Annotated in this window: 27 protein-coding genes and 1 tRNA gene; 10 read left to right on the top strand and 18 right to left on the bottom strand. The window is 61.6% G+C overall.

What is annotated here, in order from left to right:
• Both XM53_RS06780 and XM53_RS06775 read left to right on the top strand, forming a co-directional pair.
• The coding region (locus XM53_RS06780) for an NUDIX domain-containing protein (protein ID WP_201455394.1) at window positions 1–246 on the top strand (246 nt) is incomplete at its 5' end.
• Window positions 247–311: 65 nt separating this feature from the next.
• Window positions 312–1,472, top strand: a complete 1,161-nt coding sequence (locus tag XM53_RS06775) for an alkane 1-monooxygenase (protein ID WP_057791614.1) — start codon at window positions 312–314, stop codon at window positions 1,470–1,472.
• Window positions 1,473–1,591: 119 nt separating this feature from the next.
• Here XM53_RS06775 and XM53_RS06770 read toward each other — a convergent pair whose 3' ends face one another.
• Genes XM53_RS06770 through petA form a run of 3 tightly spaced genes read right to left on the bottom strand, consistent with a single transcriptional unit; the run spans window position 1,592 to window position 4,329 of the window.
• A complete protein-coding gene (locus XM53_RS06770) occupies window positions 1,592–2,380 on the bottom strand; it encodes a cytochrome c1 (protein ID WP_057791612.1) in 789 nt (262 codons plus the stop codon).
• A 17-nt stretch (window positions 2,381–2,397) separates the two neighbouring features.
• On the bottom strand, window positions 2,398–3,738 hold the full coding sequence (gene petB, locus XM53_RS06765) for a cytochrome b (protein ID WP_057791610.1): 1,341 nt from the start codon (window positions 3,736–3,738) through the stop codon (window positions 2,398–2,400).
• Window positions 3,739–3,750: 12 nt separating this feature from the next.
• Entirely contained in the window at window positions 3,751–4,329 is a 579-nt protein-coding gene (gene petA / locus XM53_RS06760; protein WP_057791608.1) for a ubiquinol-cytochrome c reductase iron-sulfur subunit, read from the bottom strand.
• A gap of 227 nt (window positions 4,330–4,556) precedes the next feature.
• Between petA and XM53_RS06755 the strand changes: the two genes are divergently transcribed.
• The 4 genes from XM53_RS06755 to XM53_RS06740 all read left to right on the top strand — a co-directional run bounded on the left by XM53_RS06755 (window position 4,557) and on the right by XM53_RS06740 (window position 7,904).
• Window positions 4,557–5,237, top strand: coding sequence for an outer membrane protein (locus XM53_RS06755; protein ID WP_057791606.1), 681 nt, complete (start codon window positions 4,557–4,559; stop codon window positions 5,235–5,237).
• Between the two features lie 40 nt (window positions 5,238–5,277).
• A complete protein-coding gene (locus tag XM53_RS06750; RefSeq protein ID WP_057791604.1) occupies window positions 5,278–5,508 on the top strand; it encodes a hypothetical protein in 231 nt (76 codons plus the stop codon).
• Between the two features lie 206 nt (window positions 5,509–5,714).
• Window positions 5,715–7,121 carry a PepSY-associated TM helix domain-containing protein gene (locus XM53_RS06745; protein WP_057791602.1) on the top strand — a complete coding sequence of 469 codons (1,407 nt, stop codon included), beginning with the start codon at window positions 5,715–5,717 and terminating at the stop codon, window positions 7,119–7,121.
• 108 nt (window positions 7,122–7,229) lie between these two features.
• Window positions 7,230–7,904, top strand: coding sequence for a calcium-binding protein (locus tag XM53_RS06740; RefSeq protein ID WP_057791600.1), 675 nt, complete (start codon window positions 7,230–7,232; stop codon window positions 7,902–7,904).
• Between the two features lies 1 nt (window position 7,905).
• Here XM53_RS06740 and XM53_RS06735 read toward each other — a convergent pair whose 3' ends face one another.
• From XM53_RS06735 to dapF, 5 genes are all read right to left on the bottom strand, one after another.
• Complete coding sequence (locus XM53_RS06735; RefSeq protein ID WP_057791598.1) at window positions 7,906–8,508, bottom strand: glutathione S-transferase; 603 nt, start codon at window positions 8,506–8,508, stop codon at window positions 7,906–7,908.
• A 60-nt stretch (window positions 8,509–8,568) separates the two neighbouring features.
• Window positions 8,569–9,189, bottom strand: a complete 621-nt coding sequence (locus XM53_RS06730; RefSeq protein WP_057791596.1) for an FMN-binding negative transcriptional regulator — start codon at window positions 9,187–9,189, stop codon at window positions 8,569–8,571.
• An 83-nt stretch (window positions 9,190–9,272) separates the two neighbouring features.
• Complete coding sequence (locus XM53_RS06725) at window positions 9,273–9,662, bottom strand: nuclear transport factor 2 family protein (protein ID WP_057791594.1); 390 nt, start codon at window positions 9,660–9,662, stop codon at window positions 9,273–9,275.
• Window positions 9,663–9,693: 31 nt separating this feature from the next.
• Window positions 9,694–10,962, bottom strand: coding sequence for a tRNA (N(6)-L-threonylcarbamoyladenosine(37)-C(2))-methylthiotransferase MtaB (gene mtaB, locus XM53_RS06720; protein WP_057791592.1), 1,269 nt, complete (start codon window positions 10,960–10,962; stop codon window positions 9,694–9,696).
• Window positions 10,959–11,792 (bottom strand): diaminopimelate epimerase, encoded by an 834-nt coding sequence (gene dapF, locus XM53_RS06715; protein WP_057791591.1) that lies wholly within the window; start codon window positions 11,790–11,792, stop codon window positions 10,959–10,961. Before dapF ends, mtaB begins: the two co-directional genes overlap by 4 nt.
• A gap of 107 nt (window positions 11,793–11,899) precedes the next feature.
• On the opposite strand from dapF, the gene XM53_RS06710 reads away from it, so the two are divergent.
• The 3 genes from XM53_RS06710 to XM53_RS06700 all read left to right on the top strand — a co-directional run bounded on the left by XM53_RS06710 (window position 11,900) and on the right by XM53_RS06700 (window position 14,718).
• Window positions 11,900–11,975 (top strand) — tRNA-Lys (locus tag XM53_RS06710).
• 135 nt (window positions 11,976–12,110) lie between these two features.
• On the top strand, window positions 12,111–12,890 hold the full coding sequence (locus XM53_RS06705) for a hypothetical protein (protein WP_057791589.1): 780 nt from the start codon (window positions 12,111–12,113) through the stop codon (window positions 12,888–12,890).
• Window positions 12,865–14,718, top strand: a complete 1,854-nt coding sequence (locus tag XM53_RS06700) for a 7-cyano-7-deazaguanine synthase (protein ID WP_057791587.1) — start codon at window positions 12,865–12,867, stop codon at window positions 14,716–14,718. Before XM53_RS06705 ends, XM53_RS06700 begins: the two co-directional genes overlap by 26 nt.
• 3 nt (window positions 14,719–14,721) lie before the next feature.
• Here the strand turns inward: XM53_RS06700 and XM53_RS06695 are convergent, their stop codons facing one another.
• The 4 genes from XM53_RS06695 to XM53_RS23410 all read right to left on the bottom strand — a co-directional run bounded on the left by XM53_RS06695 (window position 14,722) and on the right by XM53_RS23410 (window position 16,823).
• Window positions 14,722–15,786, bottom strand: coding sequence for a tyrosine-type recombinase/integrase (locus XM53_RS06695; protein WP_057791585.1), 1,065 nt, complete (start codon window positions 15,784–15,786; stop codon window positions 14,722–14,724).
• On the bottom strand, window positions 15,764–16,270 hold the full coding sequence (locus XM53_RS06690) for a helix-turn-helix domain-containing protein (RefSeq protein WP_057791583.1): 507 nt from the start codon (window positions 16,268–16,270) through the stop codon (window positions 15,764–15,766). The genes XM53_RS06695 and XM53_RS06690 overlap by 23 nt, the downstream gene beginning before the upstream one ends.
• The gene (locus tag XM53_RS06685) at window positions 16,270–16,473 is read right to left on the bottom strand and encodes a helix-turn-helix domain-containing protein (protein ID WP_057791581.1); all 204 of its coding nucleotides are present in this window, start codon (window positions 16,471–16,473) and stop codon (window positions 16,270–16,272) included. The genes XM53_RS06690 and XM53_RS06685 overlap by 1 nt, the downstream gene beginning before the upstream one ends.
• 206 nt (window positions 16,474–16,679) lie before the next feature.
• A complete protein-coding gene (locus tag XM53_RS23410) occupies window positions 16,680–16,823 on the bottom strand; it encodes a hypothetical protein (protein WP_160321372.1) in 144 nt (47 codons plus the stop codon).
• Window positions 16,824–18,103: 1,280 nt separating this feature from the next.
• Here XM53_RS23410 and XM53_RS06680 point away from each other — a divergent pair.
• Complete coding sequence (locus tag XM53_RS06680) at window positions 18,104–18,418, top strand: hypothetical protein (protein WP_160321371.1); 315 nt, start codon at window positions 18,104–18,106, stop codon at window positions 18,416–18,418.
• A 144-nt stretch (window positions 18,419–18,562) separates the two neighbouring features.
• Here XM53_RS06680 and XM53_RS06675 read toward each other — a convergent pair whose 3' ends face one another.
• The 6 genes from XM53_RS06675 to XM53_RS06650 all read right to left on the bottom strand — a co-directional run bounded on the left by XM53_RS06675 (window position 18,563) and on the right by XM53_RS06650 (window position 24,783).
• A complete protein-coding gene (locus XM53_RS06675) occupies window positions 18,563–19,252 on the bottom strand; it encodes a heparan-alpha-glucosaminide N-acetyltransferase (RefSeq protein WP_236544434.1) in 690 nt (229 codons plus the stop codon).
• Window positions 19,253–19,313: 61 nt separating this feature from the next.
• Entirely contained in the window at window positions 19,314–19,901 is a 588-nt protein-coding gene (locus XM53_RS06670) for an SH3 domain-containing protein (RefSeq protein WP_236544433.1), read from the bottom strand.
• 47 nt (window positions 19,902–19,948) lie between these two features.
• Window positions 19,949–20,965 (bottom strand): L,D-transpeptidase, encoded by a 1,017-nt coding sequence (locus XM53_RS06665; protein ID WP_057791573.1) that lies wholly within the window; start codon window positions 20,963–20,965, stop codon window positions 19,949–19,951.
• A gap of 109 nt (window positions 20,966–21,074) precedes the next feature.
• Entirely contained in the window at window positions 21,075–21,383 is a 309-nt protein-coding gene (locus XM53_RS06660; RefSeq protein WP_236544432.1) for a hypothetical protein, read from the bottom strand.
• Window positions 21,384–21,452: 69 nt separating this feature from the next.
• The gene (locus XM53_RS06655; RefSeq protein WP_057791572.1) at window positions 21,453–23,435 is read right to left on the bottom strand and encodes an alpha/beta hydrolase; all 1,983 of its coding nucleotides are present in this window, start codon (window positions 23,433–23,435) and stop codon (window positions 21,453–21,455) included.
• Between the two features lie 64 nt (window positions 23,436–23,499).
• Window positions 23,500–24,783, bottom strand: a complete 1,284-nt coding sequence (locus XM53_RS06650; protein WP_057791569.1) for a PDZ domain-containing protein — start codon at window positions 24,781–24,783, stop codon at window positions 23,500–23,502.
• Window position 24,784: the final 1 nt, after the last annotated feature.

Genomic DNA, 24,784 nt, shown 5'->3' with positions numbered 1-24,784 from the left:
CCCGCCCCGCCGCTACAGGCCGACTGGCAGATGCTCGACGCCGAGGCCCGCCACACCTTCACCCATTTCCACCTGCGCCTGAAAATCGCCTATGCCTGCATCGGCGCGAAGGAAAACAATCCCTCCGACACCACCCGCTTTGTCCCCGCCCACGCCTTTAAACCGACCGACTTACCCACCGTCATGCGCAAGGTTTTTGACTTGGCCCGCGAACCCTTGCAAGACTGCGCCGCGAACACGTCCTGAGGCGATTTGCGCAATCGCCCCGCCCCGCGCATCGCACTATAATTGCGGGCAAAAAGGTGAAAACCATGCAGACCACCACGCCCAAGTATCTACCCGAAGACAAGGTCGAGACCCTCAGGCGCGCGCTGCCCTTTTGGGCCGCCTTCTCGCTCGTCCCGCTGGCGATCATCAGCGCCACCCAGGGCGGCTGGACGGTGATCCTTCTGCCGCTTTTCACCTGGTATTTCTTCGCCGCGCTCGACGCCGTGCTGGGGCTGGAGCTGGACAATCTCGACCCCGAAACACGCGAAAGCCACATCCGCATGTACACCGCCGTCACCGTGCTCTGGCCGCCGGTGCAGTTCTGCCTGCTTTTCTGGATGATCTGGTACGCCACCGGCCCCGGCGACGCGCACCTGAACGCTTTGGAGACCATCCTGCTCTTCTTCGGCATGGGCGTGATTTCCGGCACCGTCGGCATCAACTTCTCGCACGAACTCATGCACCAGAAGGGCAAGGGCGAACGCTTTCTGGGCGACGCGCTCCTGTCGATGGTGCTCTACTCGCATTTCCGGTCCGAACACCTGCAGGTCCACCACCGCCACGTCGGCACCCCGCGCGACCCGGTCACGGCCCGCTACAACGAGGGCTTCCACCGCTTCTTCCCCCGCGTCTTGCACGAAAGCCTGGTGTCCTCGTGGGAGGCCGAAAAGGCCATGCTGGCCCGTAAGGGCAAGCCGTGGTGGGACCTCAAGAACCCGTTCTGGAAGTACTGGGCGCTACAAGGCTTCATGCTGCTGCTTGCCGCGCTCATCGGAGGCTGGATTGGGTTGGCGCTCTTTGTCTGGCAGGCCTTCATAGCCATCTGGCAACTGGAACTGGTCAACTACGTCGAACATTACGGCCTCACCCGCAAGCACCTGGGCGACGGCAAATACGAGCACGTCAAACCCCAACACAGCTGGAACGCCGCGCAGAAGGCGTCGAACTGGCTGCTGATCAACCTGCAACGCCATTCCGACCATCACTACAAGCCCAACCGCCGCTTCCCGCTCTTGCAGAACTACGACGAGGACGAGGCGCCGCAATTGCCCTATGGCTACCCGGTGATGACCGTCGCCGCGATGATCCCGCCCGTATGGCGCCGGGTGATGAACCCCCGCGTCCGCCGCTGGCGCGAGAAATACTACCCCGAGATCACCGACTGGAAGCCCTACAACAAGGCGCTGAACCCGCTGCCGCGTTAGTCGTTGACCCTGCACGGGATCGAGGCGCAGCAAGCGCGCATCGCCAGTCCTCATTCCCCAAGCAAAAGCCCCCGCTGCATCGCAACGGGGGCTTTCAAGTCTCAGCGAATGCCGATCGCTCAGCTTTCGTATTTCTTCTTGATCGGCTTCCAGATCCGCTTGTTCGTCAGGTACAACAGAACCGACAGCAGCGTCAGGAAGATCACCCCGGTCAGGCCCGCCTGCTTGCGGTCCATCATCTTGGGTTCCGCCGTCCACATCAGAAACGCCGACACGTCCTTGGCAATCGCGCTCAGGTCGTTCTCATGCCCGTCGGCATACTCCACGTCCTCGCCGTACAGCGGCGGCGCCATGGCGATCCAGGTACCGGGATGCGCCTCGTTTTCATAAAGCGTGGTGCCGGCTTCTTCCTTGGTTTCGCCGGTGTACCCGGTCAGCAGCGAATAGATGTATTCCGGGCCGCCCATGCCTTTGACAAGCTGGTTGATCCCGGTCCCGGCGGGGCCGTGAAACCCGGCGCGGGCCTTGGCCATCAGGCTCAGGTCCGGCGCGTTTTCCAGGTTCGAGCCGGGGAAATGGTCAACCGGCGTCGCCGCACGAAAGTCGTCCAACTCCTCGTCGAACACCTCGTAATTCTCTGCATAGGCGCGCACCTCGGCATCCGAGAATTGCGGGCCGCCCGGATCGCTGAGCGTGCGCAGCGGCACGTATTGCAGGCCGTGGCAGGACGAACAGATCTCGGTATAGACCTGCAAGCCCCGCTGAAGCTGGAACTGGTCAAAGCTGCCGAACGGCCCTTCGAAGGAAAAGTCCACATCCTTGGTGTGGCCACCCTCGCCCGCGGCGAACGCGCCGCCGGTCGAAAGGGCCAGGGCGGTAACCGCGCTGATCGCGACTGTCTTGAACATATGCCTCGTCCTTTCTCTTATTCGGCCGGGCTGGCAACGGTGGTCGTGCCGCCGCTTGCCGCCTTGTGCGCCTCGAAATCCGCCTCGATGGTCTCGGGCTGCGGCAACGGTTTCTCGATCACGCCCAACAGCGGCAGGATCACCAGGAAGTAGGCAAACCAATAGGCCGACGCGATCAGCGAATAGGTCGCATAGGGTTCCTCCGCCGGGCGCGCGCCCAGCCACATCAGCACGACGAAGTCGACCGCCAGCAGCCAGAACCACCACTTGAACATCGGACGATACCGGCCCGACCGCACCATCGAGGTGTCCAGCCAGGGCGCCAGCGCCATCACGGCGATCGCGCCGAACATCGCCAGCACGCCAAAGAACTTGGCGTCGATGATGCCGCCGGTGATGAACGATGCGAATTGCACGATCCACACTTCCGACGTGAACGCCCGCAGGATCGCGTAGAACGGCAGGAAGTACCATTCGGGCACGATATGCGCCGGCGTCGCCAGGGCGTTGGCCTCGATATAGTTGTCCGGGTGGCCCAGGTAGTTCGGCATGAAGCCGACGATGGCAAAGAACACCGCCAGGATCACGGCCAGCGCGAACAGGTCCTTGATCACGAAATAGGGCCAGAACGGAACGGTGTCCTTCTCGGCCTCGGCCTTCGAGGTGCGGCGCACTTCGACACCCGTGGGGTTGTTGTTGCCCGTGGTGTGGAACGCCCAGATATGCACCGCGACCAGCGCGGCAATCACGAAGGGCAGCAGGTAATGCAGGCTGAAGAACCGGTTCAGCGTGGCGTTGTCCACCGCCGGTCCGCCCAGCAGCCAGGTCTGGATCGGCTCACCGATCAGCGGGATCGCCCCGAAGAGGCCGGTGATCACCGTGGCACCCCAGAACGACATCTGCCCCCAGGGCAGCACGTAGCCCATAAAGGCCGTGCCCATCATCATCAGGTAGATCAGCATCCCAACGATCCACGTGATCTCGCGCGGGGCCTTGTAGGAGCCATAGTAAAGACCGCGGAAGATGTGCAGGTAGACCGCAAAGAAGAACAGCGAGGCGCCGTTCATGTGCAAATACCGGATCATGTGCCCGCCATTCACGTTGCGCATGATGTGCTCGATCGACGAGAACGCGTAATCCACATGCGGCGTATAGTGCATGACCAGCACGATCCCGGTGATGATCTGCAACGCCAGGCAGAAGGTCAGAACGATGCCCCAGATCCACATCCAGTTCAGGTTCTTGGGCGTCGGGATCATGATCGTGTCATACAGAAGACCGACAATGGGAAGGCGGCGGTTCAGCCACTTCTCGCCACCGGTTTTCGGCTCGTAATGGTCGTGAGGAATTCCAGCCATCGTTGTTATTCCTTATCCCAGCTTAACGGTCGTTTCGTCGACGAATTCGGCAACCGGCACCGGCAGATTCTCCGGCGCGGGGCCTTTGCGGATGCGGCCCGCGGTGTCATAGTGCGACCCGTGGCAAGGGCAGAACCAGCCGCCCACACCACTGTCCAGCACGTAATCGCCGGCATTGCTCAGCGGCACGCAGCCCAGGTGCGTGCAGACGCCGATCTGCACCAGCCACTCGCCGGTGTCGTCCAGCGCGCGGTTCTGGTCCGTGGCGTCGGCGGTGCCATCAAGGTTTTCGTTGCGGGCCACCGGATCGGGCAGGCTGGACACGTCCACATCGCGAGCGGCCTCGATCTCGGCCTCGGTGCGGCGGCGGATGAAAACCGGCTTGCCCAGCCACTTCACCGTCAGCTGCGAGCCCTGGTCGACGCCCGAGACATCCACCCGGATCGAGCTGAGCGCCTGAACGTCAGCAGAGGGGTTCATCTGGTCGATCAGCGGCCAGACCGCCGCGCCCACCGCCACCGCACCGGCACCGCCGGTCGCGTAATAGATGAAATCTCTGCGTGTACCTTCGTGATCTTCTGCGTGGGACACGAGCCAATCTCCAATCTGTCTGAGCCTTCTAGGCAAATTCCCGTATGCGGCAGACGGACGACTCCCCTCAAACCGCGATCATGCGCGTATTTATCCAAGCTAGCCTGAGGCGTCCAGTGCACAATGCCAATCATTTGATGAGGGCGCTCATGTGTCGCGCTTGTGAGGGTCTGCCCACGGGTGTATGGACGAATTCAACCCGCCCTCCTGCTTCAAAGGCCTGTATCATGCTGAATTCCGTCCGAGTTTCACTGTTTGCCCTCGTCGCCATGGCCAGCCCCGCCGCCGCCGAGATCGAGCTCAGCTTCTATCTTGGCGCGCAGGGCGTGACCGAAAGCACCGCCAGCGGCACGCTGCCCAACGGCGGCGGCGGCTTCAGCCGCAATATCGGCTGGGAAGGCAAGCCGTTCGACGCTCCCATCTATTACGGTGGCCGGGTCATGTACTGGACCGACACCAACTGGGGCTTCGGCCTTGAGGGCACGCACACCAAGGCCTACATGCCCGCCGGCGACGCCGCCGCCGTGGGCCTCACCCGGTTCGAGCTGTCGGACGGCCACAACATCTTTACCGCCAACGTCATGAAACGCTGGCCCGGCGCCTTCAACCAGGGCCGCTTCACGCCCTATGTCGGCGGCGGTCTCGGCGTTGCCATCCCGCATGTCGACGCGCTGGCCGTGGGGGCAACCAACCGGACCTACGATTACGAAAACACCGGCGTCGCGGTGCGCGGCATCGCCGGCATCAAGTACGACTTCACCGACCGCTGGGCGATCTTCGGCGAATACCAGATGACGTATTCCGAGAACGACATCACCATCGACGGCGACCCCGGCCAGCCCGACGGCCGCCTCAGCACCGACCTGCTGACCCACGCGCTGAATTTCGGCATCAGCTACAGCTTCTAGGTTCTGGCGCGCTCCCCCCGGGGCGCGCTACTCATCACTCATGAAATCGAAACGCCCTTCCCGCTCCGGCGCGACCCGCAGCATCGGCCTGATGCTGCTCTGGGCGTTTCTTTCCGTCTTCACCGCCTTTTCGTCCTTCGCGCCGGGCACCATGCCGCAGTTCCAGCCCGGCGGCATCACCGTCGTACTGTGTACCGGCGACGCCCAGCGCAGCATTACCGTCGATGAAACCGGCACCCCGGTCGAGGCAAAGGACGTGCCTTGCCCCTAGGTCACCCATGCCAAGGCCGCCGATCCGGTCACAGCCCCGATCGTCGCAGAGCACACGATCCGCGCCACCCATCGCAACGCGGTACGTATTCACAAGGCAGAGCCGCATCCCAGCCTCGGCTTCCCCCCGGCGCACCCGCGCGCACCTCCCGCCTACCTTTGATCTGACTGCACCACCCCAACTGCTTCATTTCAAAGGAGAACCTCATGGTTTCCGACCCCACCCCCGTGGGCGCGGCCCCGACCGCTGCGCATGTCCCGCAAACACTCTACCGCGCCGCGTGGCGCTGGCACTTCTACGCCGGGCTCTACGTTATCCCCTTCTTCGCCCTTCTGGCGATCACCGGCCTGATGATGCTCTGGATCGCGCATCTTGATGGCCGCGACGGCGAACGCATTCCCGTCACCGCGTTGGAGGCACCCACCGCCGTCTCCGATCAGGCCAATGCCGCCCTCACCGCCATCCCCGAGGGCGAGCTGCGCGCCTATATCGCACCCCGCACCGACGATGTCGCCGCCGTCTTCCGCGTGGACGACGCCACCGGCCCCCAGATGGTCGCCGTCGATCCCTACACCGCAGACGTCATCCAAAGCTGGCCGCGCCGCAGCGGCTGGTACGACTTTGCCGACAGCCTGCACAGCGACATCAGGCTTGGCGTCACCGGCGACCGGATGCTCGAAATCGCCGCCTCCATCGGCATGGTCCTGATCGCCACCGGCCTCTACATGTGGTGGCCTCGCGGCGGCGGCACCTGGCGCGAGGCACTCCTGCCACGCCTGGGACGTGGCCGGGGCGGTTGGCGTGCCCTACACGGCGCGGCAGGCTTCTGGATCTCGATCATCCTGATCTTCTTCCTGCTCTCGGGCCTGTCCTGGACCGAAATCTGGGGCGCGAAGATGGTCCAGGCCTGGAGCCAGTTTCCCGCCGAGAAATGGGACAATATCCCCCTCTCCGACGCCACCCATGCCAGCCTCAACGCCGGCCGCGCCGATGTGCCCTGGGTGCTGGAACAGACGCCCCTGCCCGGCTCGGGCAGCCTAGCCGGCACCGACGGCCTCGCCCCCGGCACGCCGGTGAATATCGACAGCATGGATGCGCTCGCCCGCCAGATCGGCTTTGACGGGCGCTACCAGATGAACCTGCCTTCGGGCGACACCGGCGTCTACACCTTCGGGCGCGATTCGATGAACACCGACGACGTGAACCCCACCACCGACCGCACCACGCATGTGGACCGCTACACCGGAAAAATCCTCGCCGATATCCGGTACGAGGACTACTCGCTGGCGGGCAAGGCCATGGCCGTCGGCATCGCGCTGCACATGGGCACGCTGGGCCTGTGGAGCGTTCTGGCCAACACCGCTTTCTGCCTCACGGTCCTGATGCTCTGCGTCACGGCAGTGGTTATGTGGTGGAAACGCCGCCCGTCCGGTACCGCCCGCCTCGCCCCGCCGCCGATGCCCGCCAACATGCCACTATGGTCCGGCGCGGTGCTGGTGGGGCTGCTGGTGTCCCTGGCCTTCCCGCTGGCGGGCCTCACGCTGATCGCGGTCATCGCGCTCGACGTACTGGTCATTTCCCGCATCCCGCCGCTGCGGCGCCTGCTGACCTGACACCACCGGCGGCGGCCCGGGCATATCCGCCCCGGGCCTCCGCCCCATTATGAACGCCTCCGCCCGGTGCCGCGACCCATAGAGGTATTCCGTACCGAAGGACGCATCATGAAACTCCAGATCCAGCAGTTCAGCACCAAAACCCGCGACAGCGACGAGTTCAGCTTTCACGGCCACAGCCCCCTACCCGACGCCTTCACCGATGGCGATGACAGCCACGATGGCGCCCCCGGCGGCCGCGTGCTGCCGGGCGAGGTGCACGGCACCGGCGAGGACGACCACATCTTCCACGTCTATGTCGAGGACGCCCAAAAACTCTATGGTTTCGCCGGCAACGACACGATCGAAAGCGGCTCGGGCAACGACACCGTCTTCGGCGGGTTGGGCAACGACGTGATCATCGCCAATGGCGGCAATGACGTGGTCGTCGGCGGCGAGGGCGACGACAACCTCTATGGCGAGGCCGGCAACGACAGCATCCATGCAGGCGACGGCGAAGACACCGTGTTCGGTGGCGCGGGCGACGATTTCATCTACCTCGTCGACGATGGCGACGTGGACTTCATCGGCTTCTTTCAGGGCAACGGCAATGACGTGATCGACAACTTCGAGACCGGCATCGACCAAATCGGCATCGGCGGCTTCGGCTTCACCTCGTTTGCCGACATCTCGGGCCTGATCACCTATTCCGGCGACCAGGCGATGATTGACTTCGGCAATGGCGACACAATCATCTTCACCGGCCTGGAAGCGCCGCTTGCCGCCGACGACTTCGTCTTCTGACCTACTCGGGCGCGGTGGCCTTCATGCTGTCGCGCTCGGAAAACGCCGCGAACCAGTCGTCCAGCGCGTCATTCCCCTTGCGCCACCCCCGGTCACCCAGCCGGAAATCCAGATAGCCCAGCGCACAGCCCACCGCGATCTGCCCCGCGTCCAGCGGCCCGCGCAGATGGCTCATCCACCGCGCGTTGATCGCGCCCACGCTGCGCGCGACCTTCTCCCATTGCGCCTCGATCCACGGCTCATAGACCATCTCCTCCGGCCGCACCCGCCGCTCGCAGACCATCGCCAGCGCCGCATCCAATATCCCGTCCGCCGTCGCCTCCAGCGTCAGCGTCTCCCAGATCCGGCCCTCGGGGTACAGCTTCGTGCCCGCCCGCGCATCGAGGTAGCGACAGATCACCCGGCTGTCATAGAGCGTCGGCCCCTCGTCCCGGATCAGCGCCGGGATCTTGCCCACCGGATTGGCCGCCGCCACCGCCGGATCGGTCGCCACCGGCGTGGTCGACACCTCGACCATCTCGACCTCGTCGATCAGCCCGGTTTCTATCAGGGTCACCTTCACCTTTCGCACATAGGGCGACGGTTTTGCAGAGATCAGTTGCATCGTTCCTATCCTTCCGGTTTTTCCGGACGCTACGCCCTTGATAGCGCCCGGTCCAGCGGTCTAACCGTTTGCATCCCGCATCAGCGCCGCCAGCGCCCCGGTGTCAACGCCGATGCCCGACGCCTCCACCGCCTCGGCGGCCCGCAGGCGCACATCATCGTCCTTGTTCTGGTTCAGCTTCCACGTGCCGTGAATCTCATCCACCCGCATCCGGCAGGGCACGATCTGCCGCATCATCCGCGCCATCACGTCCGGCGTCATCTTGTCGGATGTCCAGGGCGCCTTCGGCAAAAGCTGATCCTCGAAATGCGCCGATTGCCGGTCCAGTAGGTCCCGCATCCCGTCCTGCGGTCGCAACTCCACTTCCCCCACCAGATGCACCGCCACGTAGTTCCACGTCGGCACCTGGTCCTCTGCCCCGTACCAGTCCGGCGAGACGTAGGAATACGGCCCCACCACAGCCAGCCGCGCCGCCATAGGCGCGGAGAGCGCCCGCGCAATGGGGTTCGACCGCACAAGGTGAAACTCCGCCACCGCGCCATCCTCCGACAACAGGAACGGGATGTGGCTCACCAGCGGCGCGCCCTCGCCCTCAACCGCCAGCATCCCGAACGCCTGCGCCCGCGCAAAAGCGATGTTGCGCGCCTCGGGCGTCTGGCGAAAGATCGGGTTGGGATGCATGGCGGGTCTCCTTCGCGCTCACCATGTCGCGGTGGCGCCGCTCAAAGCCAGCAAAGAATTGTCCCCGTCACAATCGCGGCGCGTCAGGGCTCCCGCGCCAGCGCGGCGGTGTCATGATATTCGGCAATCTCGGTGATCTGCCCGTCCTTCACGGCAAAGAACAGCGCCAGTTTCGTGTCGAACTGCCGCCCCGTCTCCTTGTGCATGGCGTGATGCGCCACCTGCGCCGCCGCCCGTTCTCCGCTGACGATCAGGTCCACGATCCGGTAACCGGTGATCTCCCACCACGCCAGGATCTCCCCCACCGCGTCATAGAACGCCGCCTTGCCGGCCACGTCACGGGTGTACTTCCCGCAATCCGGCTGACCGTTGATCCGATACCGCAAATCCTCGGTCAACAGAGCATCCAGCGCGGCGGCATCTCCGCCAGCATAGGCCTCGACTGCCTGTTCGATAACATCCTGCGTCTGCATGTGCGCCTCCCGAGGGCCGACCGCCCTCAGACTAGCACAAAGCAGGGTCCGCCGTCAGCCGCGTCGCATCGTGTCCGGTCACCTTCGCGGTCACGATCTGACCCTCGGGCTGATCCATCTCGAACGTCACTTCGGTGAACTGCTCGGTGCGCCCCATCCGGGCATTCTCCAGCAGAACCCGGTGCACCCGCCCCTGCTGTTCGTCCAGGTGCCGCGCCACGCGCGCCTCCCCCGCCGCCCGCAACCGCGCGGCCCTGTCCTTGATCGCCCGCCCGTCCACCTGCGGCATCCGCGCCGCCGGCGTGCCCGGGCGCGGGCTGTAGGGGAACACGTGCAGCCAGGTCAGCCCACACTCCTCGACCAGCCGCAGCGAGTTCTCGAACGCCGCTTCGCTCTCGGTCGGAAAGCCTGCGATGATATCCGCGCCGAAGGTCATATCGGGCCGCAGCTTGCGCGCCTCCTCGGAAAACCGGATCGCGTCGTCCCGCAGATGCCGCCGCTTCATGCGCTTCAGGATGAGGTCGTCGCCATGCTGCAAGCTCAGATGCAGATGCGGCATCAACCGCGGCTCGGTGGCGATGGCCTGCATCAGGTTCCCATCCACCTCGATCGAATCGATCGACGATATCCGCAGCCGCGGCAGGTCCGGCACCAGCTTCAGGATGCGCATCACCAGATCGCCCAGCTTCGGCTCCGCCGGCAAATCCGCGCCCCAGCTTGTCAGGTCCACGCCGGTCAGCACCACCTCGTTATAGCCGCGATCCACCAGCCGCTTGATCTGATCCACCACCACGCCCGCGGGCACGCTGCGCGAATTGCCGCGACCGTAAGGGATGATGCAGAAGGTACAGCGATGGTCACACCCGTTCTGCACCTGAACATAGGCCCGGGACCGCGTGCCGAACCCGTCGATCAGATGCCCTGCCGTCTCGGTGACGCTCATGATGTCGTCGACCTGGACCGCCTCGGTCTCGCCGATGAAGTCCGCCGCCAGCCCGGCCCACGTGTCGCGCACCATCTTCTCGGTGTTGCCAATCACGGCATCCACCTCGTCCATCGCGCTAAAGGTCTCCGGCTCCGTCTGCGCCGCACAGCCCGTCACGATCAACCGCGCGTCCGGGTTTTCACGCCGCAGCTTGCGAATCTCCTGCCGCGCCTTGCGCACCGCCTCGGCTGTCACGGCGCAAGTGTTCACCACCACGGCATTCTCAAGCCCCACCTCGCCGGCAAGCTCTTTCATGGCTTCCGTCTCGTAGGCGTTCAGCCGACAGCCGAGCGTGGTGAAGACCGGCGCACTCATGACGCGGCCCTCAGGAAATCCGCCGTCAGCACCCCGTCGCAGACATGCATCGTCGGCCCGGTCATCCACACGCCATCCTCGCGCCACTCCACCCGCAGCGTGCCGCCGTCGAGGTCGATCCGCACATTCCGCCCCGTCAACCCCCGCCGCGCCGCCGCCACGGCAACCGCGCAAGACGAAGACCCCGAGGCCAGCGTCAACCCCACACCCCGCTCCCACACCCGCATCCGGATGTGATCGGGGCCAATGACACTGGCCACCTGAACGTTGGTCCGCTCGGGAAACAGCGGATGATGCTCGTAGCGTGGCCCGAAGGTTTCCAGCGGGATCGCCTCGGCGTCCTCGACGAAGAACGTGCAATGCGGATTGCCCATGCCCGTGGCCACCGGCCCGCCCTCGACGGGCAGTTCCAGCGTGTCCATTTCCTCGGCCAGCGGCACCCCCTGCCAGTCCAGGAACGGCGCCCCCATGTTGACCGAGGTCAGCCCGTCCCCCGCATCGACCGCATAAAGATCCCCCCGCGCCGTGGTCAGGTGCAGGCTGTCGCGGCCCGTCTCATCCAGCAAATAGCGCGCAATGCACCGCGTCGCATTCCCGCAGGCCCCGGCCTGCGTCCCGTCACTGTTCCAGAACTCCAGGTGCGCGTCGCCCTTGCCCTCCCGGATCACCGCCAGCTGATCGAACCCGATCCCGCGATGCCGGTCCCCAATCGCCATCGCCAGCGCCGAAGTGACCTCTACCGACCGCGCACGCGCGTCCACGACGACAAAGTCGTTTCCCAGCCCGTGCATCTTCATGAAGGGCAACCCGGTATCCTGCGCATCGCTCATGGCCGCGCATATAAAGCGCCCGCGCGGACGAATCCAGCCACACCGCGAAATTCCCTTCGATTCGGGCTTGACCCCCCTCTCCCCTCTTTCTAGATAGGCCGCCTAGTGGGCCGTTAGCTCAGTTGGTAGAGCAACTGACTTTTAATCAGTGGGTCGCAGGTTCGAATCCTGCACGGCTCACCACTGAAATCAAAGACTTACAAGAATTCAAGAGTGCTTGGCCTGAAATTGGGTAAGCGCAGGGTAAGCAAATTCACGCAGTTTTTCTTTGATTTCCCCCTCTAGTTGCGCGACGCATGACCTAACAGGGAGAGCGCCATGGGCCATATTCGGCTGGGCACGCTGCCACGGTCCAAGAAGTGGCGGGAAGTCGTTGGTCTAATTGATTCTGAAGCATCGATTGATGCGATTGCCGAGGCTGCCGCCAAGGCTTCTGAGCTTGATCTGTCTCGTGCCAGCAAGGACCCGCTTTTCCAGTTCATAAGTTCTTTGCTCGTGCGGCTTCCGCTCTTGGCCCGGGCGCCTGGTTTTGAGGACGCGCTGGCCGATCTGGGTGTCAGAGAAAATGCGTTGTCATCGGTGACAGGGTTGTTGGCAGGCCTTGAGCTGGCCATTGATCGTCAGAGCTTTCAGATCGGATCATCATCCGATGCGGGCGAACTGGCCAAGACCGCCTTGCTCGAAACGCTTTCCGTTCAACTCCGCGACCAGTTGCCGTCGCTGTTTAAACCGACATCTCAGGAAATTCGCGCGGCGTTGGGCAGTTTCGCGTCAGGAGGCCGGTTTGCAGACCTGGCCCGGGGTTTCTTTGCCCGGCTGGCCTATCGGTCGCTCGACTATTATCTGAGCCGTGAACTGGCAAATCATACGGGACAAGACAAACGGTTCACTGATGATGCCCAGCGCATAGCCTTTCAACAGGCATTGGCCCAGCACACATTCGAGGCTTCCCAGATCGTGCAAGAGTTTGCCGGTGGTTGGTACGGCAAAACCGTCTGGCAGAAGCAGTCATTGGATCAAGAGGCTATTGACCGTTTCACTCAATATGCCTTCAAGAAGATGAGGACCGAACTTGGGCGGCGGCGTGACACCGCCTGAGCATCACATCCGGTGCCTCGCCCCGCTGACCAAGAGCGGGGGTGATGAGGAAGTGCGCCTGGAGATCGACGACAAGCCGGTGGGTGTGAGGTTGCGGATCGGTCGGCTCAACGAGCAACTTGTAGCAGGGCTGCCGGATCGAGCATTTGATCTGCTGGAGATCGCCGCGGTGGTTTATGGCGCGGATGCTGCTGTGAGCCGGGGCGGACCGGTTGATCAGCAAATGGGGCGTAAATGGCACCGCCGGTTCATTGTCGATATGCCGGTTCGAGATCGTGACTTTTGGGCAAGGGACGATGTGACGCGGTTACTCGAAGAGACCTTGATGTTCCTGTCCGGTGACCGGTTTGAGTTTGGCTTCAGCCAAAAACGTTATCCCGAGGCTGAGCGCTCGAAGTTTTTCAAATTCGATGCGGAGAGTTCCTGGAAGGCCGACCGGGTTCTGATGTTCTCAGGCGGACTCGATTCCTTTGCCGGTGCGCTGGAAGAAATCGCTGAGCAACGCCAACGTGTCGCGCTGGTCAGCCATTTCTCGGCGTCCAAGATCGCGCCCGTACAGCGCAACCTGCACAAGGCCTTGATCGGCAAGTTTGGTGGGGATTTTTGTCGACATGTGCCTGTTCAAGTTCAGATGAAGGGGCGTAGCCTGAAAGAAGGCACGCATCGCAGCCGGTCTTTCCTGTTTGCGGTGCTGGGGGCGATCACGGCGCAGGCCTTTGAACAAAACCGCGTATCTTTCCATGAAAACGGCGTGGTCAGCCTGAACCTGCCACCGGTCAACAATGTTGTCGGAACACGCGCGACCCGGACAACACATCCCCAAACTCTGACGCGGTTTACGGGGTTCTTTGCCAAGGTCTTCGAAAAGGGTATGAGGATCGACAACCCGCTTTTCTGGCGCACCAAAACAGATGTTGTCAAAGCTATTTCCCGGCTGGGAATGAATGACCACATAGCCCACACCCGAAGCTGCGCCGATGTTCATAATCAGACCAAGCAGCACGTTCATTGCGGACGCTGTTCGCAGTGCATTGATCGCCGCTTCGCGATGTTGGCTGCCGGGCTGACGCAGTTTGACCCAGAAGAGGCATACAAAGTGGCATTGATGGATGATGCCAGGAACGGTGCCATAGATCGTGAAGTTGCTCTGTCCTATGTGCGCAATGCCCAGGTGTTCGAACATATGACGCCGGAAGTTTTGGAGCGGACATTCCCGGCGGTTCTGGATGCCGTCGGACATCTTGATTATCCGCCCGCGACGGCTCTAACGATGATCGCGGATCTGTTGAACCGTCATGGCGCTTCCGTGTCCGGGGTGATGCACAACACGTTCGATAGTCGCGATGCCGATAGCTTCCCTGAGGGGAGCTTGCCCAGGCTCTATGGCGACGTTCAGCGACAAGCGTTGCTGGCTGCAATCCCGGATCAGGCGGCTCCACCAGACCCTCCGATGCCACACCCATTCATTCTGGAAGTGGATACGCGCAGACGGCGGATTACAATTGATGACCGGGTTACTTTTGAAAGGAACGCGACAGCGTCGTTATTGATCGAATTGGCAACCCTTTGGCTGACTGGCGTCGGGCAAGGATTGCCACCATTGGACTATCCGTTCCTTCAAGCTGCTCAACTTGCCCAGCACCTTGAATTGGCGAGCGACGAAGCGTTGCGTCGCCGGGTCATGCGTGCCCGATCATATCTAAGGCAAAGGTTCGCTTCGAGCGGCCTTGATGAAGCTCTGGGGGGTGAACTGATCGAGAACAACCCCTGGCAGGGATACCGCCTTGCGCCTGACCGTGTCATCGTTAGGAAAATCGAACAGGATTGAAACCTATTCAATGATATCAGACCCCTCGTCATCAGTGCATCGTCCGCGATCCCGAAACCGCTGCATCAATTCAGTCTGCCGTCCCGGTGCAACTGACCCGTGTGACCGAAAAGTCGTGAGAACATCCTCATGCCCCATGTTCTGCGACCATGCCTTGTAGTCTTCCGGTGTCCGACAGTGATCCTTGGCCAGTTCGGCAACCGTATCGCGCACACGGTGCGGAGAAAACGGAGGAAGGCCCGCATCAGCAAAGGCTTGCTTGAATATCTTGGCAGCACTTGATGGGCTGGCCCAGGGCTCCCTGAGAATACCCATCACCTCAAACTTTCTAGATGCTCCCACGCCAACCAGGGTCTTCGGAAACAACGGGTCTGAACTTGCGAACAGGTGGTCCCGCTTCAATTCTTCAAGCCAATTGAACACGCAACGCTCCAACTCTTCACCGAAGGGGTAAAACGCAGTGGTGAATGTTTTCCCGAACTTTGTGTCTACCTGTCGCCCGTCGAAATGCACGCAATTGTGAGCCAAATCGACATGACCAAGTCGCAAAGTGATCGCCGCTCCTTCGCGGGAACACGTCAGGAATAGGAAGGCAACCAATGCGCGATTGCGACGCTCAATCACTGTTCCTTGTGACATATTGGCGATGATGTGCCGAACCTGATCCGGTGAAGGATGCGGTTTCCAGAGCGAGCCCCTGCGGGCATTCTCGGACTTCTTGTCTGGCGTCAGATAATCCGCAATGGCCCGGGAAATCTTTGACTTGTAGCCCGGTTGATCTGCCAGCCAGTAGAAAAAGCCTTTCAACTCGCGCAGCGTTCCGTTGATCGTGGCAGCAGACAACGGCGCGCCCGTTCGTTCATTCCTCAACCCCGCCAGATACCGCTTGAAGGCACGGGCACGCTCGGAATGGAAGGCACGAAAGTCCTTTCCCGCAAGCCAGCCGTCATAGAGTGAAATCGCGGCGGCAGTCTTATCTATTGTTGCCTCAGAAACCCCCTGCGCATCCTTGCGCCAGACGAGGTATTTCCGCTTGATCCGAAGGTTATCCTTGTTGCGCTTTGCCATGGGGTTTGGCCTCCTGTTCCAAGGTGACATTTGAAGGGGGATCGACACGGGACACTAATCTTGGGTTGGCTTTCTGAACCGTCACCTCGATTTTGGCCCGGATCGCCTCAAGATCGGCGCGTCTGACAACCTTGTTCATCAACGTCCCGCAACTCGGGCAAAGGCCCATCAACCGCCCACTGACAGGTGTCTGTTGCACATAATCGGCGATCTTCCCGTCCGGCTCCTGTGGGGCTTTACAGCCCAGGCAATAGCAGTGATGCAGGGCCAGCTTGCAACGCGCCTTGGTTTGCCTTGCACCAAGAAACGCCTTCAGGTCGCGCCCCTCAATCAGCCAGGGTTTGCTGCTGGTATCGGCAATCAGACCCCCGTGCTTGATCCATCGAATGACCGTCTGGCGATGACATCCAAGAACGTCCGAGACTTCCCAAACCGTGTAGACCCGGTGCGTCTTGATCCTGCCCGTCGAAAACCTCTTGGCCATCACAGCACACCCGTGCCAATCGGACCGTGCGTATTCTGACAAACCTGCCCGGCCTCGAACGCCTCAATCTCGGCCTCATCGTAAAGAACCCGCGCTCCTATCTTGAGGAACCTCGGCCCCTTGCCCAGCCAACGCCACTGTTCCAGCGTTCGCGGAGACATATGCCAGCGCGTCGCCAATTGGTCCTGTGTCAACTTCGTCATCGAACCACCTTTTCGCTTCTTCACAGGGCGCGAGAGCGCGGCCTGTTTCTGAATTCAAAGGTGGGCTTCTACACGGCGACAGTCTGTGGACGGCCACGCCAAAGGCGTGACCATGAAGCCGCTAAGAGTTTGATTTTATGGATACCGGGTCCGGAAGATGTGACCACGCCCCAAAAGGCGTGACATCGCACCAAAAAACCGCAGTTTCATGCGGCGAAGCGATCCTCTTCGACCTTCTCGGCCTGGCCCAGCGCGGCGAGGCTTTCCAGCAGGGGCAGCACGGCGGTCTTGCGGGCGCGCATGAAGCGGCGGGCGATTTGGTCGGGGAAGGCTCCGACTACGTGGCCCATGCGGCGCAAATGACGAATTCCTGCTCGCCGCAACCGCCCAGAACCACCGGAAACTGGCAAAGAACTTTCCTGCACCGCAGAAAACGCGCACGGCCTGAAAGGAAAGGTTTTTATGCGCTCTTCAGGTCGCCACTTTCTGCACAGGCAAACAGTTGTTTTTTAACGGAATCGGGCGGAGAGCGGAAGCTCGCTGCAAACGCGAACCGATCAACCTGTGTTATTGAAAGCAGACGTCCTCTGTTGCTGGATATCGGGATGTAGCCGCAGCAGCGTGGCTGGAACACTTGTTAACTTGAGAGATGACTGGGCATCAAGGCAACGATCATTGTGTTTCGCCATCTACTAAGTCATGGTTTCTAGGAAATTAAGAAAGCAATGGTGTTGTAAGGCGAAATTAACAGCGAAGTGCGAGAAGCACAGCGACGACCACAGCTGCGAGTGGCTTAAAATACTCTGACATGTACTGAAGGCTAGCGGCTAACTTCGGATTAAGGCAACAAAATTTGCGTCGGCCTCCTCGCCTCAAAATCGGCGGCAAAGCACCCGCAAATCTAGGGGCACCTCAATCCTTCTCGTCATGTAGGTACTCCAGTTTCATGAATACCACCTTCGGTGCCCACGAAACGAGGAGCAGGCCACATTTTCTGGAGCCAAGTCCGTACGAATTAAGCAGGGTTCCAAAAGTTGGCGCGATCTCTACGGCGCCCGAAGTTAACGATGCACGTTTTTTCCTTTCCTAGAATTGTATATTTGGCGATGGTTGGGTCACGCTTCTTAAAGAAGAGGGTGAAAATATGATCTTCAGAATTTGCATGCCGATCGGACTGATCTGCCTAAGCGTTCTCGCGGGTTGCGTTGAAAACGAAGGCCCCACGGTCACTCCGGCTGTCACCGGTGGAAATCTGAATTCCACTGCGGCCAACGCTTGCCGTGCTGCCATCGCGCAGGAGACCAACCGTCCCTTGTCCGATGTGGCGGTTTTCGACGTCGTCGAGGGAGAGTCTGGTGTCGGCGTTCGGGCTACCGTCGCAGGCGCGGACGCACCTTGGTCCTGCCAATCGAGCCCGTCGGGACAAGTGGCCGGGGTCATGTATACCGGTAGTGAAGGCTCACTCTGAACAGGTTCTGTTGGTTTCAGTGGTACTGCGCCGCCACTCGCCGGCGGCGACGCAGGCCGGGGATCAGGTACTGATGATGACGAAGACGCTGCACCAACCAATACCTCAAAATCCATGACAACCGCTCTGTCACTAGTTTGCAGACTGGGAGCGGCCCTCTGTTTGCTGGATGCCCTGCTGATCATCGAAAGCGCGCTGTCTCGCGGAAACGCAAAGACGATCGTCGTCAGTGTCGTGGTCGGATTTGCTTATGTCTCCGGGGCAATCGTCCTTCTGGCACTTGGCCGGGCCTGTCGCAGGATCGCCGCTGAAGAGGCTATATTGCGCGGGCAGACCGACACGGCCGGGCTAAAGCACGCAACAAGAATTCTTGCTCGGTGGCTACTTGTTGCGGCGTTTGCGGCTGCGATGATCGCTGCGGCAAGCCTTATGGCGATCTATCAGCGATTGTCCGAAGGCTTCGCCGTTTTCGGATAAGCCACAGAACAGGACGGAAGGTTCGGTTGTGCCTCCAGCCGGGACTGATCAGGATTACTCTCGCAACTGGCGGGTGCGTCGGCATGCGTGTGATACCGGCTGCCTCGAGAAACTTTTCAGCACCCACGAGGAGTTCCCTTGCCTCTACCTCAAGATTTGCGCAAAGACCCAGATCACTCCCAACAGAAGCGGCTGGTGCAGCAGATACACCAGCAGACTGTGCTGACCGGGCCATGCTGCAATGCGAACGCACGGTTTCGTCGGCCAACTTGACCGGGGAGCTTCTTGTGGAAGCAAGGGCGCCAAGGCCATGCCAAACAGAAACGGCGCAAGCCAAGGCACGAGCGGAATGAAGTCCAGTGACGGCCGCGCCGCCGCGCTCAACCCTGTCCAGACGAGCCACTGGCTTTCCAATATTCCGGGCGCGAGGAAGTTATCCATCGCAAGAATTGCAATTCCGGTAAAAAGCGCTGCCATGGCCGGGAAATAAAGAAAGATTACCCCGATCAGGCTGGCTGCAGCGATCGCGTGCAATATGCCAAAGTATATGAAGCGTGTCGGAAAGACGGCAAGCGTGGCAACGGTCACGAGACCGGCGGCTCCGCAGATGATGACGAAACGGCGCGCCCAGGGCCTTGTCCTGAAACCGCCCCGATGTGCTAGATCGAAACTCACTCCGGAGAGGAATAAGAAGCTTCCGGCCACCAAGCGCGCAAATGCCGCCCACCCGCCGGTCATGGTCGTTCCGGAAGTGACCAGGCCAAACATCTCTAGGTCACGCGCGAAATGAAATACGACCATCCCGAGCAAAGCGACGCCTCGCGCGAGGTCCAACCAAAGCAACCTTGACTGATATGTCGACCTCGGCGCCAAGCTTAGGGTGTCTCCGCTGACATCAATCGTATGCGACAACCAGCTTCCAGTTGCCGCCATCGCCAAGCATGTCGGCTATTCGGATCAGAAGTTTTCCGCCTTCTGGCAGCAGCACCGCCAGTTCGCTTGTGCCGCGCTCAGAGGCGAGAGCCGCACCATCCTGCGAAAATACCGTCGTGCCGATGGAAACGGCAGCCTCGAGGGTGACCCCGACCACGGTGTCGGCAGGAGGGGACAGCATGAGGTCCAAAATTTCGCCCTTCTCCAAAGCACCCGCGTAGGATCCTTCCCCTCGGCCTTCGATCCGGCGGTCGGACGGAATTGCAGCACTCTCGAGGGCGAAAGGATCGGCCCCATACCAGGCCATGAGAAACCGTGCGGCAACCCAACCCTCCAGGCTGCCGTCGGCCAGTTCGACCTCGCACCAGGGTTCATCCGCGCCGGCTTGGCAAGCCACGCGGCGTAGAAGGGTGCCATCTGGTAGGCGTTGCAACCGGGTTGCGTCAGTGGTTGGGCCCGCTCGCATGTTCACGGATCCGTCGATGTTGATGACGACGAAGTCTGTGTCCGGGAGATGAGTATCGGGGTCTTGACTGCCGGACTGCGCCATGGACGCATCCGATATGGCGAGTAAGGGCAGAAGGGCCGCGAGCAGTCTCATGGACGGACCGGAATCTGCGGAGGGCGAGGCGACGTGAGTTGCTCGCCCGTCAGAATCACGAAATCTTCGCCGGACTGTCGGTCTGGTGTCGCGGCGAGATCGGATACGACAAAAGTCATCCCTGGGTGCAAGCGTTCGGCAATATGGGCATTCGCCCGTGAAGACAGACGCAGCCGGTTGAGAACCTGTTCCTCAGGCCAAAGCGGATGCATAGGATCGGGATGATGCGTGACCCCCATCCAGCCCAGACCGCCGTCCCGCCGTTCCTTCAATACGAGCACATGTTCACCCAATGGGCGCTCATCGGGGATCATGATCTCGTCTTCCATGACCTCGCGCCCGTTTTCCATCACGATCAAACGCCGGTCTGCTGCGGTCGCCAGCACGGTGGTGATCGGGTAGGGCTGCTCATTGGTCCAATCCGACGGATGGGAACGCGCCTCGAGGCTCTGAACGGCCGTCTCGAGTTCCTGTTCGGCGAAGGCCTGCAGAACCAGTCCAGGGTGCACGAGGTCCCACGGGTCGTTGTTGGCACCGGAGATAATCACGGGCGATCCGATATGCGTGACCGTGAAGAGCAACCGGGAGAATTCCAGCGGCAGTCGTACGCACCCGTGCGATGCCGGGTATCCCGGAAGGTTCCCGGCATGGAGCGCGATACCGTCCCATGTCAATCTGTTCATGTTGGGCATCGGCGCACCGCCATAGGTCGAGGACCGATGGTCGGCATCCTTTTGCAGAATGGTAAACACGCCGGTCGGCGTCTCGTGCCCGCTCTTTCCGGTCGAACAGGTCGATACGGCGATCCGGACACCATTGCGATAGACGTGCACCCGCTGCTCCGGGATCGACGCGATCACGGCCACTGCTCCGTGCGGCGATCGCTCCGGACGCCAGGTGAAGTCGCCCGGAAGCATGTTCTCGATGTCGATCCGGGCTTCTTCCGCCGTTCCAAGGCGGGTTGCGGCGAGCGTCGCGGCACTGCCGGCGAGGAGGCGGCGGCGGGTCAGCATTGACTCAACCCCCCCAACGCGGTCCGCAAATAAGTGCCGTCATGCCGTTTCACATCAGACGCGGATGCGAGCGATGCGGCTTTGCAAAGGCGTCCCGCTCGCACCATTGTCAGCAATTTCCCGAAGGGACCATCGTGACGGACTTGTAGCGACCATCGGCGGTGACGATGCGGGCGCAGGCGTCCGTGTCCCGATTGAACCAGTACGCCGTCAATCCTTCGGTACGAGCAAGCTCGTAGCCCAGATTCTGAAGGCCATTCTCGGCCTGGCCTGCACGTGCGCCCTGGAATGACGAGATATCCGTCGAACTGCCGATCGAGGGCTGCGTTTGTGACGGCGCCGGCTCGCTGGTTTCGACACATCCTGCAAGGATTGCGATGCCGACAAGGCCGGTGCAATTTCTCATGGTGATTTTCATGTTCCGTATTTCTCCGTTCCTTGGTTTGAACACTTGTAAATGAGCACTGCTTGCTTCCGACCACCTCGCCTAGGGCAGTGTTGCGTCGGGAAGCACGAACTGCGGCGTCAGGCTCTCGACACAGGACAGGTCCAGCTCCGCGCCCGGATCGAGAATGAACTTTGCGTTGATGTCGCGTCCGCACTCCGAGTAGAGCGACGCGCCATGTCCCGAATTGGGATAGATCACGACCTGCGAGTTGCTGAGCGTTTCCGCAGCGAGATGGGACCATTTCCACGAGGTCTGGGTGTCGTTTGTCCCACCGGCGACGAGAACCGGGACATCCGAGACGACTGGCTCCTGGAACCCGTCCCGAGGGGCCGGCTCGAATAGGTCGCATATGGTGTAGATGTTTTCCAGCGCCGCCCGGCCTTCCTCTCCGGCGATAACATCGTAGGGGAACTCAGACAAAAGCCTCGCGCCATTATCCCGGGAATTGAAGGGGAAGTCCTCCTGGCAGGCATAGATGCGAAGCCCCATCAGGTTCTCGATGGTACCCTGGTATTTGTCCAGCTCCACATTCGCTATGTCGAAGGTCCGTGCGATGTCATCGGGGCTCATCGCATTGACCAAGCTCATGAGTTCCGTCTGGTCGGGTCCATGGAAATGCGCGAGAACCCAATAGCCGATTGCGGCACGGGTCGGTTCGCCCGCTTGCATCCGGGCATAGCCCTGAACGGCAGCCGGAATCTCGTCGTGCGAGAGCTCCCGCAGCGCCTCCGACGCGCGCTGGTCAAAGGTTTCGGCCACCGAAACCGCCACCGTGCCCGCGACGAGATCGTGCTTGAGCTGGGTCATCACCGCCGCGACGCCTTCGCCTTGGTCCGACATGCTCTGCGCGGATTCGAGAACCGACAGGGCCAGTGCGCGTTCGTCCCCGCTGAGAGTGGCGCCAGCCGGGCCCAGCAGGTCCGCGGCGCTTTGCGGGGCGTCGGCGTTCTCGGCGTAGGTCGACATGTACCAATCGAAGGTGGTCGGATCGCCCTCGGCCAGTTCATGGATTATGCGGGGCAGATACCTGGTCAGGTCCCTGACCCAGTGCTCGCTGAGCTTGGTGCGCTGGTTGATAGTGTTGTAAAACACATCGGCATTGATGGCCGGCATGCCGCGCGCCGCGGGGACCGGCGTTTCGGTCAAGACCGTGCCCAGATCGATGAACGTCTGACGAAGATCGGGATAGGCCTCGGCGCAGGCCGGCTGTGCGGCGCATTGATCGAAGAGCGTCTCGATGGAATCGGCATGCGGGCCGAAAAGATCGTCGTAGAGATGCACGTTCGGTGGGGCGACGCCGTCGATGATGACGGACCGCACGCCCTCGGGCGCAGTGCGCAGCACCTCCAGCGCGAGGCGGGTGCCATAGGATATCCCAAAGATGTTGTATTCCGGATAACCCAGCGCGGACATCAGCGCGCGGACGTCGCGGGCGTTGTTTTCAGTGTTGTAGGCGGGCAGGTCGGCGCCACTGGCATAGAGCTCGTCGATACAGGGCTTGAAGAACGCACCGAGATCGAACGGCTCCACACCTTCGGGTGTAGGCGCACTCTCTACGGTGCGGACCAGGTCCACGATGTTCTCCGCCATCGTCGCGTTGCAGCGGACCGTCGTCGACGACAGCATCGAGGCGCGCTGATCAAAGGTCACCACGTCGCGATGCGGCCGATGATCGCCGAGAATGATTTCTGTCGAGGCACCGATTGCGGACAGGGCGCCGCCAGCCGGTCCGCCATGCAGATAGACGATGGCATCGTCGAACGGGTTGCTCGAATGTGCCCGCCCGAGCGCAAACTCCAGCGGGATGCGCCGACCGTCAGGCTCGTTGTAATTCTCCGGCACGCTGACCGTTCCGCAGATGATCGTCTGACCCTCGACGTCCAGCGGAGAAGTCGTCTCCGGGCAAGCCTCGACGGTGACCGGATATCGCGCATCGAAGCCACCTGCGCGCAAGGTCTCGAAGGCCGGATCGGGTTCGGCCATCAGAAGGCCGATAGCGGCGATGATCTGGTCAGGCGTCATTATCCGTGTCCCTTGCGAAGCGTGTCGCGTTGCCCGGAACGCAGGTTCCGGACGCGCGTGTCGTCTACTCCTGCGTGTCGAAGAACCCTTCGATCATGCCCGCATCATAGCTTTGGTCGGACGCGGTCGTGACCGTCTCGAACGGCGTCTTCTTCAATTCGCAGAACGCGTCGGCGGAGATGTCGGTCACGTCGGTCCCGTTGATTGCGATAACGACCTCGCCCAGCGTCAGACCCGCCTCGTCGGCGGGCCCGCTTTTCGCGATAGAGGTCACGGCAAGATCGTCGCCATGGAACCCGACCCCGACCGAAGCCGCGCCCGGAAGCGGCACGCGGTCGCCTTCGAACAGCGGTTCAAGATACATCGTCTGGCTCGACCAGTCCAAGGTCACGATGAAATTCTTTAGAAACGACGCGCCCATGTTGCCATCAGTCGTCGGAGCGAGGCCGTCGCCCACCACAGCAGTCGTCAGAAGTTCGGCGTCGCCGAACATCATCGGCGCTGTGAACCCGGCCAGCGCCGTGTCAAAATCTCCGCCCGCGCCGCTAGAGATGCCGGCGGCCACGGGCGCATCCTCGGGTAGCTCGAGGCCGACCTTTGCAAGGGCTTCGCTGTTGATCGTTAAGGGAACGCCTCCTCCAGTGTCGACGATGAACACCAATTTGCCGTCGCCCAAACCTAGTTCAACCCATGGCGTTGGCGAGAGCCCGTCCTCCTTGACGGTGAATGGAAGGGCGATGGCATCTGAGATGTGGTCGAGTTGGTCGACGGTCGCAGCTACGGTGATTTCTTCGTTGCCGTAGTGGATCTGCCAGACTGCGTTTCGCATGGCCTGCGAGCCGATAAGTCCATTGCGCGTGATGCAGTAGAACGGCCCCTCGGTCGCCCAGTTGACACCACCCGTGACGTCGGTGATTTCGAGTGCGCCCGCTATGGTTACGGAGGGAAACTTCACCATGGGTGACCATTCGATGACGCCGCCCCCGGCAATCGTCACCATCTCGATGACCGTTTCGCCGCCATGCTCATCACCAATCTCTTCCGTCACGAAGGTCGGCGCGCCGGTATCGAGCATGAAGGGCCGCGCGACGCCGTCACCGAAATCGACATCGACCACGATCTGTTCTCCTACCATGCGAAACGGGAAGGTGATTGGCAGCGCTTCGGCGTTGATCAGGTTCACGGTGGGTAGGAAACTCGGCAGGTTGGCCTGAAACTTCAGAAACGCCTCGAGTTTCTGCTTGTCCTCTTCAGTCTGTTCCTGCGACGCCGCGGGCGCGGCAGCAAGCAGGCAGGCGATGGCCGCGGCGTGCAGACCGCAGCGTCGATATAGGAAAAGACTCGTCATG

It is taken from the genome of Roseovarius atlanticus, assembly GCF_001441615.1.
In the GTDB taxonomy this organism is placed as follows: Bacteria; Pseudomonadota; Alphaproteobacteria; order Rhodobacterales; family Rhodobacteraceae; genus Roseovarius; species Roseovarius atlanticus.
The sequence above is the reverse complement of the archived record's forward strand: the minus strand, read 5'-3'. Positions and strand labels throughout refer to the sequence as shown.